General features: G+C 41.2%; 12 protein-coding genes. 8 read left to right on the forward strand and 4 right to left on the reverse strand.

Annotated features, from left to right (window positions below; genetic code table 11):
• The first annotated feature begins 17 nt into the window (after nucleotides 1–17).
• The 6 genes from AC3KVK_RS05190 to AC3KVK_RS05215 all read left to right on the forward strand — a co-directional run bounded on the left by AC3KVK_RS05190 (nucleotide 18) and on the right by AC3KVK_RS05215 (nucleotide 5572).
• Entirely contained in the window at nucleotides 18–677 is a 660-nt protein-coding gene (locus tag AC3KVK_RS05190) for a glutathione S-transferase family protein (protein ID WP_490312584.1), read from the forward strand.
• 181 nt (nucleotides 678–858) lie between these two features.
• Nucleotides 859–1428 (forward strand): elongation factor P hydroxylase, encoded by a 570-nt coding sequence (locus AC3KVK_RS05195; protein WP_490312583.1) that lies wholly within the window; start codon nucleotides 859–861, stop codon nucleotides 1426–1428.
• The gene (locus AC3KVK_RS05200; RefSeq protein WP_490312582.1) at nucleotides 1418–2548 is read left to right on the forward strand and encodes an ATP-NAD kinase family protein; all 1131 of its coding nucleotides are present in this window, start codon (nucleotides 1418–1420) and stop codon (nucleotides 2546–2548) included. The genes AC3KVK_RS05195 and AC3KVK_RS05200 overlap by 11 nt, the downstream gene beginning before the upstream one ends.
• Nucleotides 2545–2823, forward strand: a complete 279-nt coding sequence (locus tag AC3KVK_RS05205; RefSeq protein ID WP_490312581.1) for a YfcL family protein — start codon at nucleotides 2545–2547, stop codon at nucleotides 2821–2823. Before AC3KVK_RS05200 ends, AC3KVK_RS05205 begins: the two co-directional genes overlap by 4 nt.
• A gap of 230 nt (nucleotides 2824–3053) precedes the next feature.
• Entirely contained in the window at nucleotides 3054–4376 is a 1323-nt protein-coding gene (gene paeA / locus AC3KVK_RS05210; RefSeq protein WP_490312580.1) for a polyamine export protein PaeA, read from the forward strand.
• Nucleotides 4377–4453: 77 nt separating this feature from the next.
• Complete coding sequence (locus tag AC3KVK_RS05215) at nucleotides 4454–5572, forward strand: HD domain-containing phosphohydrolase (RefSeq protein WP_490312579.1); 1119 nt, start codon at nucleotides 4454–4456, stop codon at nucleotides 5570–5572.
• Nucleotides 5573–5611: 39 nt separating this feature from the next.
• On the opposite strand, the gene AC3KVK_RS05220 is transcribed toward AC3KVK_RS05215, so the two are convergent.
• From AC3KVK_RS05220 to AC3KVK_RS05235, 4 genes are all read right to left on the reverse strand, one after another.
• Nucleotides 5612–7405 carry a DEAD/DEAH box helicase gene (locus AC3KVK_RS05220; protein WP_490312578.1) on the reverse strand — a complete coding sequence of 598 codons (1794 nt, stop codon included), beginning with the start codon at nucleotides 7403–7405 and terminating at the stop codon, nucleotides 5612–5614.
• 97 nt (nucleotides 7406–7502) lie between these two features.
• Entirely contained in the window at nucleotides 7503–7766 is a 264-nt protein-coding gene (locus AC3KVK_RS05225) for a GrxA family glutaredoxin (RefSeq protein ID WP_490312577.1), read from the reverse strand.
• Nucleotides 7767–8092: 326 nt separating this feature from the next.
• Nucleotides 8093–8617 carry a TlpA family protein disulfide reductase gene (locus tag AC3KVK_RS05230; RefSeq protein ID WP_490312576.1) on the reverse strand — a complete coding sequence of 175 codons (525 nt, stop codon included), beginning with the start codon at nucleotides 8615–8617 and terminating at the stop codon, nucleotides 8093–8095.
• 2 nt (nucleotides 8618–8619) lie between these two features.
• Nucleotides 8620–9804: a DUF3095 domain-containing protein gene (locus AC3KVK_RS05235; RefSeq protein WP_490312575.1), complete on the reverse strand. Its 1185-nt coding sequence runs from the start codon at nucleotides 9802–9804 to the stop codon at nucleotides 8620–8622.
• 347 nt (nucleotides 9805–10151) lie between these two features.
• Between AC3KVK_RS05235 and AC3KVK_RS05240 the strand changes: the two genes are divergently transcribed.
• Both AC3KVK_RS05240 and AC3KVK_RS05245 read left to right on the forward strand, forming a co-directional pair.
• Entirely contained in the window at nucleotides 10152–10604 is a 453-nt protein-coding gene (locus tag AC3KVK_RS05240; protein ID WP_490312574.1) for an Hsp20 family protein, read from the forward strand.
• Nucleotides 10605–10951: 347 nt separating this feature from the next.
• A complete protein-coding gene (locus tag AC3KVK_RS05245) occupies nucleotides 10952–12562 on the forward strand; it encodes a GAF domain-containing hybrid sensor histidine kinase/response regulator (protein WP_490312573.1) in 1611 nt (536 codons plus the stop codon).
• The last annotated feature ends 29 nt before the right edge of the window (nucleotides 12563–12591 follow it).

A 12591-nucleotide genomic window follows, 5' to 3' on the forward strand; every position in this document is an offset into this window, starting at 1 on the left:
AATCAAAGGAGTCGATAATGCAATTGTATATTGGTAATAAAAATTATTCGAGTTGGTCTCTTCGTGCCTGGTTAATGTTAGCTAAATCAGGCATTTCATTTGAAGAAGTTCAACTTGAGCTCGATACTGAGCACTTTTATCAAGCGCTCAAGCAAGTCACACCAACATTAAAAGTACCGACATTAGTGGATGGAGAAGTAACGGTCTGGGATTCGTTAGCGATTTGTGAATATATCAATGAAACGTATTTAAATGGCCAAGGCTGGCCGCAGAATCGTATTGACAGAGCCAAGGCTCGGGCACTAGCGTGTGAGATGCACTCGGGCTTTATTGCGTTACGAAATGAAATGCCAATGAATATTCGTGCTAAACGCAAAATTGAATTATCTGCTGACGCAAAAAAGGACATAAACCGAATTGATGATATTTTTAGTCAATGTATGGAAAATATGCAGGTTCAAGATACTGAGGGTTGGTTATTTGGTCACTGGTCTATCACTGATATGATGTTTGCACCTGTGGTAATGCGCTTTCTCACTTATGGAATTGAGCTGTCAGCGCCAAGTCAGGCTTATATGCGTCATGTACTTGCATGCCCAGATTTAAAACGCTGGATAGCCGCGGCTTTAAAAGAAACGCAAATAGTGGCCATAGATGAAGCTGGCGTTGATATCTAAAGAATGATGGTTATTTAGCTCACTGTGTGGAGCCCTGTATTGCTCGCTTTTACAGTATCACAATGCGGGTATTTAGTTCGTAGGCTTTTAGCACAGTGCTTTTACTTTAAGCTCAAAAATCCGTACAATCGGCGCACTTAAATTTGTAATCGTCAGTCAAGCAGCGCCGCTAAGCAATTGTATGCATCACATCACCGATTTAATCTCTCTTTTTGATGAGACTTTTTTCACAAGTCATCAAACTCGGCTAATAAAGGGGCAAGACGAGCCCATTTATTTACCCGCAGATCAGAGCTGTCCATTTCATCAAATTGTATTTGCTCATGGTTATTTTTCATCTGGATTACACGAAATTGCGCACTGGTTGGTTGCAGGTGAGCAACGCCGGTTATTAGAAGATTATGGTTACTGGTATTGCCCTGATGGCCGTGATGAACACCAACAAGCTGCCTTTCAAGCCGTTGAAGTAAAGCCGCAAGCGATAGAGTGGATGCTGTGTGCAGCTGCGGGTTTTAAGTTCAATGTTTCTTGTGACAATTTGAATGGCGTTCAACCCTGTCGTGTTAGTTTTCAACGTGAAGTGCATCAACGAGTGATGTATTTGTTGCAGCAAGGTGTGAATGTTCGCACCCAGTCTTTTTTACGTGTTTTGGCACAGTTTTATGGGACGTCTTGGCCGATGGAGGCCAGCCAGTTTGTGTGGCATGACGATTTGACAATTCAACCACAAGAAGTATGCCATGAAATTTAAATTAGGTTTGATTATTAATCCCGTTGCAGGATTAGGCGGTTCGGTTGCGCTTAAAGGCAGTGATGGCGAACACACTGCCGCGCAAGCTATTGCTTTAGGCGCTGAACCTAAAGCGAATATCCGCACAAAAGCAGCGCTTGAGCAGCTCAAAGCATATCAAGATCAGATTGAAGTGCTGACGGTCAGTGGTGAAATGGGTGAGCGTTTAGCGACTGAACTGGGCTTTACTTGTCAGGTCGTGCATCAGACTGCAGCCATCACGACTCCTAATGATACCGAGCAAGCTGCTCGGATATTAAAAGCTCAAGATGTTGATTTATTATTGTTTGCAGGGGGGGATGGTACGGCGCGAAATATTTGCCATATTATCGAAGATTCGCTCCCGGTGCTTGGGATCCCTGCCGGGTGTAAGATTCATTCAGGCGTCTATGCAATTACGCCAAAGGCAGCAGGTCGTGTAGTCGAAATGCTGGTCAATGGTGAGCTTGTGACACTCGGCGAAGCGGATGTAATGGATATCGATGAAGTGGCGTTTCGGGCTGGCACAGTCAAAGCTAAACGTTATGGCGAAATGAAGGTGCCGACTGAGCTGCGTTATGTACAAGCCGTTAAAAATGGTGGAAAAGAAACAGATGAATTAGTGTTGGCTGATATTTCGGCGTACGTCGTCTCAGAGATGGATGAAGATTGGCAATATATTATGGGGTCAGGCTCGACAGTGGGCGCCGTCATGGCGGAAATGGGGCTAAACAATACGTTATTGGGGGTTGATTTAGTTGATGATCAGCAATTGGTCGCCAGTGATTTAACTGCCCAACAACTACTCGAGTATGTGGCTAAAAAACCAACAAAATTAGTCATTACTTTGATTGGTGGGCAAGGACATATCTTTGGCCGTGGCAATCAACAGTTAAGCCCGGCACTGATTAAAGCCATTGGCAAAGACAACATTATTGTGGTGGCAACCAAAACTAAATTACAGGCACTAAACGGTCGTCCTCTGATTGCTGATACAGGCGACAGTGAGCTCGACGATGCGCTTAGTGGCTACATAGATGTAATAACTGGATTTAATGACCACGTGTTGTATCGCGTGGGGCACATTGAGGAAATGAAATGACTTATTTAGAGTATGTAGAACAGGCGCAGCACTTTTTTGATCAATTGGTCGAAAAAGCGAATGATGATGAACTGTTTGCGGGTGGGTATTTACGTGGCCATTTTGATTTAGCGGTTGGGTATGCGCAAGTGGAAGAGTTAGCGCTTAATGCGCACGAGCTTAATGAAAAAGTCGAGAAAAGCTTAGTTAAGGCTTACCGTGATGGTGAACTAACTGATGAAGACAAAGTACATGTTGTGACAATTTGGGAGCAAGTTAAAGCGCTTGCCGAATAATAGCCATGGCAGAAGTTGGTTAAATTTAGCTTCTGTCATGATTTATCTTTTTTACTCACCTTACAACGTTTAAAAATTAAATCTAACCCACTAATAAATAACAATTAAAAATTAATTTTTTATTTTTAATTAAAAGCATTGCTGTTACTCTGATATTCCATAATAATTGCTCGCTTTTTGACTAAAAAGCACTGGTTAGCAAGGTGTTAACGTTTTTTTGGAGTGATAAAATGAGTGACTTAATAGGCATTGGCATCTTAATTTTCTTTGGCGCGTTATTCGCTATGTCAGAAATATCCATTGCTGCGGCACGAAAGATTAAGTTGCGGGTAATGGCTGATGAAGGTAACCGCAAAGCGCAAGCGGTGATGACCTTGCAAGAGCAACCAGGCAGTTTTTTTGCCATGATCCAAATTGCGTTGAATGCGATTGCTATTTTAGGTGGTATTATTGGTGAGCAAACACTGACTCCTTATACTTCTGAACTGGTCAGTTTAATTTATGTCGGTCCATTAGCCGATCAGATTAGCTTTATTTTGTCGTTTCTAGTGATCACCTCTTTATTTATTTTGTTTGCTGATCTTTTGCCTAAACGTATTGCGATGATCATGCCTGAAGTCGTGGCTGCCAAAGTGGTAACGTTAATGAATGGCATTACCTTTGCGTTAACCCCTCTTGTGATGACCTTTAACGGTATTAGTAATCTGATTCTGCGCATTTTTAAACTTCCTACAGAGCGTGAAGAAATCGTCACCACGGAAGATATTGTTGCCATGATGGAAGCGGGGGCGCAAGATGGCTCGTTACAACAGCAAGAGTATCATTTAATTGGTAATGTTTTTGAACTTGAAGGGCGGACATTACCCACAGCGATGACCACACGTGAGTCTATCGTCTATTTTGATATCAATGATTCAAGTGAAACCATCAGTGCGAAGATACTTGAGCATCCCCATAATCACTTTTTAGTCTGTGATGGGCATTTAGACCGATTAATTGGTTCAATTGAGTCAAAAGAAATCCTACGTCAATTACTCAAAGGCGAAACCGCACATTTAGACGATAAAATGATTAATCGCGACGTCTTTTATTTACCTGAAACACTGACTCTTTCAGAAGCGCTCAATGCGTTTAAATCGGCTGCGCAGCCTTTTGCAATTGTGGTCAATGAATATGCATTGGTGGTGGGAATGGTTACAGTTAAAGACCTGATGAGCAGCTTTATGGGGAATTTAGTCACATTTCATGGTGAAGAGCAAATTGTACAACGGGATGCTAATTCGTGGTTAGTTGATGGTGTCACCCCGATAGTAGATGTGATGAAATTGCTCGAAATCGAAGAGTTTCCTGATGATAATCAATATGAAACGTTAGCTGGTTTTTTAATTTATATGATGAAACGGATTCCTAAACGCGCTGATTATGTTATTCATGATGGTTTTAAATTTGAAGCAATAGACATTGATGGTATCCGAGTAGAGCAGTTACTCGTGACTCGATTGCCAGAGATTAAAAACAGCGATGAGTTATCGGATGATGAGCGTGCAATGTAACCGCTTAAATTATAGGCATCGAGCGTAAATATTATTTAAACAGGTCTATACTCTATTGGTACATTGGAGGTGAGAGTATGGACGTGTCTTTGCTTCAGGCGTTTGAACATCGTGACTATTATACGATGAGAGGTGTGTATCAAGACTTTTTGGAGTTAGTTGTTAATTTTGCAGACAGCGAAATTGGCTACTTTCATCTTTATGAAGAGGCGAGCGAAACGTTAAGGTTAACGGTTTGGTCCAAATCAGTTTTGAACTTTTGCCGTGCGACCATTGAAACTCATTCACCTCTCAGTGAAGCCGGGATTTGGGCTAATGCAATCCAAGAACGTCATTGGGTGGTGCATAATCAGTATGTACCAGATAATGCGATGAAAGGTTTGCCTGAAGGACATTTTCAGTTGCAAAACCACTTAGCCTTTCCATTATTTATAGCCGGTAAGATAGTTGCAGTAATTGGGGTTGCTAATAAAAGTACAGATTATCAAAATGACGATATTCATAATACTGGACGATTCATTGATACGATATGGCAAAAAGTAGGTCATAAAGTCAACCGAATACAGGTACGTGAACAATTAATTGAAGCTGAATTTCTCCAACAAGGCCCGCAGCAAATTTTACTGGAAATGCTCAAAGCCATCTCCCATACGTTAGAACTTCGCGATCCTTATACGGCTGATCACCAAAAGCATGTTGCTTATATTTGTACAGAAATAGCCAAGGAGTTGCAACTTGAAGAGAAGGCTTGCATAGGGTTATATGTCGGCGCGCTCATTCATGATATTGGGAAAATGCTGATCCCTAGCTCTATTTTAACTAAACCAGGGGCGCTATTCGCCGAAGAGTTACAGCTTTTAAAAGCGCATCCTCGGCATGGTTTAGAAATCTTTCGTGATACACACTTTCCGTGGCCGATAAAAGATATGATCGGCCAGCATCATGAACGCTTAGATGGCAGTGGCTATCCCAATGGCCTCACTGAACATGAAATATGTTTAGAAGCGAAAATAATTGCGGTTGCTGATACGTTTGATGCGATGAGTAACGATCGCCCCTACCGTATAGCTCCAGGTAAGCAAAAAGCCATTGAAGTGTTAGTACAAGGGCGAGGCATCATTTATGACCATTATGTGGTGGATGCGTTCATGCGTTGTTATGAACGCGATCCCACATTTGCGGGCTGTTATGCTTAGTTTTAGGCAAAAAAAACCAGTCTTGCGACTGGTTTTTTATTAGTTTTTGCGCGGATGTTTTTGGCCGCGTTTTTCAGCACTGCGAGGACGGCCTGTTTCTCTAGGCTTATCGAATGCTTGATGTGAGGCCTGATCTTTATGTAATTGCATATTCATTGGGCGTTTACAAATAAAGACTTTTTGGAAGTGCTTAAGCGTATCTTGCGGCATATTCAGGGGTAACTGAACAGTACTGTGATCATCAAATAAACGAATATCACCGATAAACTTGCTTGGAATATCCGCTTCATTGGCGATGGCCCCAACGATATTTTTCACTTGTACGCCATGCTCACGACCGACATCAATACGATACGTATCCATCGGTCCGTTATCGCTATTACGACGTTCGCGAGGTTTATCACTGCGTTCAGCTCGAGGACTGCGTTCGTCACGACGACCGCGGCCTTCACGCTCTTGGCGTGAGTTTCGATCGCGTGATTTATTATCGCGATCGTTACGCGCTTCACGGTGAATCGCCACTTCTTTCACTTTGATAGGCGCAGGTAATTGGGCAAGGTACAGCAATGCACCAGCCAAATCATTGCCTTCAAGGCCTAGTTGCTCAGAGAGTTTTTCTGCTAACTCGTTATAATACAAAATATCTTTTTGTTCTGCACTGGCCGCAACTTTAACAGCAAGTTGTTCGATGCGTTTTTTCTCGACAAGCTCCGTGCTAGGCATCCCCACTTGGGTGATGTTTGATTTAGTATGACGAACAATATTTTTAAGCAAATAACGTTCATTGTGTTTAACAAACAAAATCGCTTTACCAGTGCGTCCAGCACGACCGGTACGACCAATTCGGTGTACATACGCTTCTGAATCTTGAGGTATATCGTAGTTAATGACTAATGATAAGCGCTCTACATCCAGACCACGTGCAGCAACATCGGTTGCAATAACGATATCAAGTAAACCATTTTTTAAGCGTTCAACGGTGCGCTCGCGCGCTTGTTGATTCATATCGCCATTTAGAGGGGCTGCTGAAAAACCAGCTTGCTCGAGTAATTCAGCAATTTGCACTGTATCGTTTCGAGTGCGCACAAACACAATCGCACCATCATAGGTTTCAGCTTGTAAGAAGCGAATGATGGCGTTGTTCTTATGTGTATTGGCTTGCCAATAGACTTGTTCGACGCTTTCGACTGTGCTGTTACGTGGTGAGATTCTAACGTGCTCTGCATTTTCGAGATACGTGCTACAAATGCTCTGAATCTGTTGTGGCATAGTTGCAGAAAACAAACAGGTTTGCTTATTTTTAGGGGTCTTAGCCATGATGGTTTCGACATCATCAATAAAGCCCATGCGCAACATTTCATCGGCTTCATCAAGTACCAATGCTTTTAGGGTATCAAATTTAATTGTGCCGCGATTAAGGTGATCGATTAAACGACCCGGAGTGGCTACGATGACTTGTGGCCCTCTTCGTAAACCACTTAATTGTACGTTATAACTTTGACCACCATATAAAGCTAATACGTTCACACCAGACACAAATTGTGCGTATTGCTCAAACGCTTCAGCCACTTGAATTGCAAGCTCACGGGTTGGCGCTAATACTAATACTTGCGGGTGTTTGATGCTGGCATCAATATTGTTTAGTAAAGGCAAAGCAAATGCGGCTGTTTTACCTGTACCTGTTTGGGCGAGTCCGAGTACATCCTTTCCATCTAGTAACATAGGAATACATTGGGCTTGGATTTCTGAAGGGGTAACGTAGCCTAATTTCTCGACAGATTTTAAGATTTCAGAAGAAAGGTTTAAGGATGAAAAAGTGACTGGTTCGGACATTAATGCGCCTCACAAATTGAAAGAGGCGCGTAGTATACAGGAAATAGCGACCATGTGCTTGTTTAATTCACTGACAATAAGCCGCAAACGCCCGTTTTTATTGATAAAGGCTTAAATTTTCTTTTGCGTAGGCTTCAAAATCAGTAAAGCCCCCAATGTGTTTTTGATCTAAAAAAATTTGCGGCACGGTTTCAACAGGTACGCCGGCCGATTTTTCTAAGTCTGCTTTAGAAATACCTTCTTTAATAATATCAACATACTTAAACGAAAAGTCGTCACGTTCTTCACTTAATTTTGTGGCTAATTCTTTTGCTCGAACACAATATGGGCAGCCGTCACGGCCAAATATTACTGTAAACATGAGTACCTCTGTAATTGAATTTGATAAAGCCAGTATTATTGAAAGTCTGCTTAAAATACACTCAATTAAATCGATAGGGCAATTCGTAAAAATTGATTGAGGTTGTAAAAAAGTGCGAATTTTATCGATTACGAATCCTGAGTAATAAGAAAAGTCAGTATGGATCTGGTGCCGACATCAAGGAGTGAACCGATATGAATGTCTACAGGGTCGCTCAAAAAATACTGTTTAAAGGCACTTTTTCTGTCGTTTGCTAGCTAGGACTCTGGTTGAGAAAATAGGCAGTAAATTAAGCCGCTCTCGTGGCTAGGTTAAACGCTAGGAAGTTATTGTAAACTTCTGAGCTTTAGTCCTAACTCTGTTGAATAGCCCATGGAGTGGCCGATGATTCGACGCTCTTTATCAAGTACATAATAAGTTGGGTAAGCTGAAATATTAAATTGCCTTTTGATGGTGTCATTACCAAGTAAAATGGGCATCGAAAGGCTGAGTTTTTCTGTAAACTCGATTACGTCCTCAACATGTGGATAATCGAGTGCAATCATGATGACATTCATTTTCTGGTGATCTAATTCGTTGAGATTGTTGGCGCTCAGCTTACAGACTTGGCACCAAGGAGCAAAAAAATAAACCACGCTGGTTTTACCTGCCAATTCATTACTGTTGAACCCATTTTCTTGATGCAATTGCGGTAAATGGAACGTTGGAGCGAGTCCTCCCGATGAGATTAAATGCCGTTGTTGGTAGGACGTAACAGCATAATAAACAAGCAGAACAATCAGACCTTGCCCTAGTCCGCTCAGTACTTTTTTGCGCATAGGCGCTAAGGTGTGTTTTTTGTTGGAACTCATAGTCAATTAGGTGCCATCTTTTTTAATTGTTGTTTAAGCTGTAATGCAGCTAGAGCGTAGCCACCATTAGCACCATCGATAAAATGAATGTGATCTTTGTCATAGTTGTTCACCATGCAGGTGATTAATGACGCATGGCTTTGATGTAGTCCAAAAGCGATCTGATTATTATTTTGATAATCGAGCAATAAGCTTTTTAGTTGCTCGCCTTGTTGATGGGTGCCAGAAATAATCATCCGTAACGTTTCATCAAACTTTTGAAAATCAGAGTTAATCACTAATCGATGTTTGTATGCACCCCAATCAGTCGCTTCAGTGATGACTTTTTTTTCCATGACATATATGCCAATCAAGCGCAGGTATTGCAACTTAAATAAATAAGACAACCTTCGCCACCTTTGTGAGAGGCTGTTTCTGATGCGGCTTTCGATGGATAATAATTTAAATGAGTGGGTTAAAGATAAATCATTTTCTCGCAAGGGATGATAATGCTGCTCGGAGATATAGATCCGACGAATATGGGTAATGATCTCCTTATATAATTGGCTTTGGTCAACGCATTTATCGGTGACTTGAATGAGCAAGCTAATGTTTTCTTGGTGTGGGCTCGGAACTTCATTCCAGCGACATTCAAACCCTTCAAATAAGGAATGATCGGTTGGTGCATCGCCTTCAATCAAATAGGGGTTGGTGTCAGATGATTCTTTGATTAATGTTTCAGCAATACTCAGGCCTGCTCCTTTAAACATTGCTTGTTGAAAGTCAGGGTGGGGTTGATATTTTGCGACTAAGACATCGGCATCCATAGCGCGGAGTGTTTCAATAGAGACGATGCCTGTACGTAAAGTTAAGCCAAAATGTGATTTGGCTAACTCTTTTGCCGCGCACAGTGCTTGGGTAACTTGCGGTATATAACTATTTGGAAAACACAAAGTTGCGCCATCTCCGCCAAACACATACGGCACACTCACTGGCTTAATGTTATTAAGCAGTGCCACAATAGAGGCTACACCAATTGCATTGACTTCCTTATATCGACCTTGTTCGATGGCGCGAGTTGAGCCTTCTACATCGGTCACCACAACACTCCAATTTGCAGGAATACGTTGGTAGTGGTTTGAGTCTGTTAAATTTTCAAAATCAGAAAATCCAGTAAGCTGTTGATAAAAGCGATGAGAGTCTTGCACGATGGACCTTCTTATAAAATGAGCCGCCTCCCGATACTATAAACAACTCACCAGCAGAAGCGAGGTGAATCCGCTGTTTCTTAGTATTGATTGAATACAAGGGAGGGGATAAAAGGGTGTAAGATAATTCCAATAAAGAATAAATCCTTTTAAAACAATTTATTGTGATTGTTTTTGGTGTTTTTTTACAATTGTTTATTGAAAAGTAAAACCTAGGCCATATTAAGTTTATTGAAGGCGCCTGATGGGCCTTTACCATTACTAACCAAAAAATAATGGTAACAATACAATGCCAGTTCATTGTGAATGGCAGACAATTTAATATCGCTTTATATGAGGATATCATTATGCGTACAGTAGATTTATCACCACTTTATCGTTCATTCATTGGTTTTGACCACTTAGCATCGCTTATGGATGCAGCAGCGAGAACCGACAAGCAACCGAGTTTTCCTCCTTACAATATTGAACTGATTGCCGAAGATAAATATTTAATTACCATGGCTGTGGCGGGTTTTAATGATAATGAGCTACACATTGAAACCGAAAATAATACTCTGAAAGTCACAGGTGTGAAAGCTGACAAAAAAGCAGATATGCCAGACCGTAACTTTATTCATCAAGGCATCGCTGAGCGAAACTTTGAACGAAAATTTCAATTAGGCGATCATGTTAACGTCGTGGGCGCTAATTTAGAAAATGGTTTGCTTTATGTTGAGTTAGAGAGAAAGATTCCCGAAGCACTCAAGCCTAGAACAATCGCGATTGGCACCAATAAACTGCTCGAAAGTGTCAATTAAACGCGCAATATTTGATTCATTTTTCCCTGAAAACGCCCATCATTGATGGGCGTTTTTTGTGATCTCCCCGCTTAAATATGGCTAAAAGTTAAAATTGAACCAAACTGAAACTAATAAGTCGCATCAATTTAGGCTGTTCGTGCCATTTAGGTTTGACTATTAGAGTTATGGTCTGTGGTGAGAGATAAATAAGTGTCGCGTTCATTTCTTTCTGGCTTTTGGTACACCATTTGCTTTAACTCAGCAAGAAGTTGGGAGTATATTGAGCTTATGAAAAATGCCTTTTTCAAACTAGGCTCTGCGTAGCCATAAATGAAGTTGTTTAGATTGAAAGTACGGGGTAAACCATGCAAATCGCCGCAAAACCGACCGATGAAAACCTAAGACTTAAAACACTGTTTAGTTACGATATTCTCGATACCGATGGGGAAATTGTTTTTGATGAACTCACCCAGTTAGCATCAGAAATCTGTGAAACTCCGATTGCGTTGATTAGCTTAGTCGATCCCGATAGGCAGTGGTTCAAGGCAAAGGTAGGGTTAGACGTGAGTGAAACAGTGCGAGATATTGCTTTTTGTTCTCATGCCATTTTGCAAAAAGATTTATTTGAAGTATCCGATGCATTAAAAGATGAACGTTTTGCAGATAACCCTCTGGTGACAGGAGGCCCTCAGATCCGCTTTTATGCTGGTACCCAGTTAATGGCGCCAAATGGACAGTCAATTGGCACGCTTTGTGTAATTAGCGATCAGCCAAAGCAGCTCAGTGAAAGGCAAAAAAAAGCACTCATTATTTTAGGTCGTGAAGTCATCGCACAATTGGAACTTCGCAAAACAATGCTGTCGTTAGCACAAGCGAATCAAAATAAAACCGACTTTCTATCCCGTATTAGCCATGAAATTCGCACTCCATTAAATGCAATTATCGGTTTTAGTAATATCCTGATTGAGCGAGAGTCTGATTATAACTTCCCAGCTGAAGCCGCGCAGTATGTTCGTCACATTAGCTTTAGTGGTCAGCACTTATTATCTGTAATCAATAGTGTCTTGGATTTAAATAAAATTGAAGCGGGTAAAATGGAGCTGGCTAACGAAGTTGTGACATTGGCGACCTTTTTACAAGATATTCACGGTATGATGGAGAGTGAAGCTAAAAAATCGGGTATCAAGCTGAAATTAGATTTAGCTAAGAGACTTCCTGTTACCTTGACTGTTGATCGTTCAAAACTGGCTGAAATACTTGTTAACTTAATTAATAACAGTATTAAGTTTTCGAATGCAGGCCAAGTCATTACTGTAAAAGTGTCTCTGACAACGACCTGTGAAATTTGTTTTGAAGTGATAGATGAGGGGATCGGGATATCCGCTGCGGATCAAGCAAAACTGTTTTCTAAATATCAGCAAGTTGGTAATCATCAACGTGGGGGAACAGGGATTGGTTTATGTCTGTGCAAAGGTTTTATTGAGCTTATGGGAGGAACTTTACATCTACAAAGTGAGGAAGGAAAAGGAACTCATATAAAGTTTTATCTTGGACAAGGGACGGCTTCAAGAAACGCCACTAAGCAAGCAAGTACTAACAAAGAGCTGTTAAGCCCTGCTCTAAAGGTTTTAATAGTAGAAGACAATCCACTCAACCAGATGGTTGCGCAAGCTTTATTCCAATCACTAGGTTGCATCGTAACGATGGCTATAACAGGTGAAGAGGGGGTGCAATTTGCTACAACGGAGGTATACGAATGTATCTTTATGGACATTCATTTACCAGGCATCTCGGGTTATCAAGCCTTACAGCAAATTCGAGAAGCTCAGATAGAAACACCCATTATTGCGTTAACGGCTGACGTATTTTCGAGTGACTACTTAAAAGAAGGGTTTGACGGGTTTATTAGTAAACCCATAGAGCGTCAGGTTTTAATCAACGTGATTAATCAAACATTGCAATCAGGAAACTCATAATAAAACGTACAGAACATAGTCAAATCGCA

The sequence above is a fragment of the Pseudoalteromonas sp. J2K-J979 genome (genome assembly GCF_058169715.2).

Excerpts from the sequence above, each read along its gene's own strand:
- AC3KVK_RS05190 (WP_490312584.1), top strand. The coding sequence starts at position 18 with ATGCAATTGTATATTGGTAATAAAAATTATTCGAGTTGGTCTCTTCGT.
- AC3KVK_RS05195 (WP_490312583.1), top strand. The coding sequence starts at position 859 with ATGCATCACATCACCGATTTAATCTCTCTTTTTGATGAGACTTTTTTC.
- AC3KVK_RS05200 (WP_490312582.1), top strand. The coding sequence starts at position 1,418 with ATGAAATTTAAATTAGGTTTGATTATTAATCCCGTTGCAGGATTAGGC.
- AC3KVK_RS05205 (WP_490312581.1), top strand. The coding sequence starts at position 2,545 with ATGACTTATTTAGAGTATGTAGAACAGGCGCAGCACTTTTTTGATCAA.
- paeA (WP_490312580.1), top strand. The coding sequence starts at position 3,054 with ATGAGTGACTTAATAGGCATTGGCATCTTAATTTTCTTTGGCGCGTTA.
- AC3KVK_RS05215 (WP_490312579.1), top strand. The coding sequence starts at position 4,454 with ATGGACGTGTCTTTGCTTCAGGCGTTTGAACATCGTGACTATTATACG.
- AC3KVK_RS05220 (WP_490312578.1), bottom strand. The coding sequence starts at position 7,405 with ATGTCCGAACCAGTCACTTTTTCATCCTTAAACCTTTCTTCTGAAATC.
- AC3KVK_RS05225 (WP_490312577.1), bottom strand. The coding sequence starts at position 7,766 with ATGTTTACAGTAATATTTGGCCGTGACGGCTGCCCATATTGTGTTCGA.
- AC3KVK_RS05230 (WP_490312576.1), bottom strand. The coding sequence starts at position 8,617 with ATGAGTTCCAACAAAAAACACACCTTAGCGCCTATGCGCAAAAAAGTA.
- AC3KVK_RS05240 (WP_490312574.1), top strand. The coding sequence starts at position 10,152 with ATGCGTACAGTAGATTTATCACCACTTTATCGTTCATTCATTGGTTTT.
- AC3KVK_RS05245 (WP_490312573.1), top strand. The coding sequence starts at position 10,952 with ATGCAAATCGCCGCAAAACCGACCGATGAAAACCTAAGACTTAAAACA.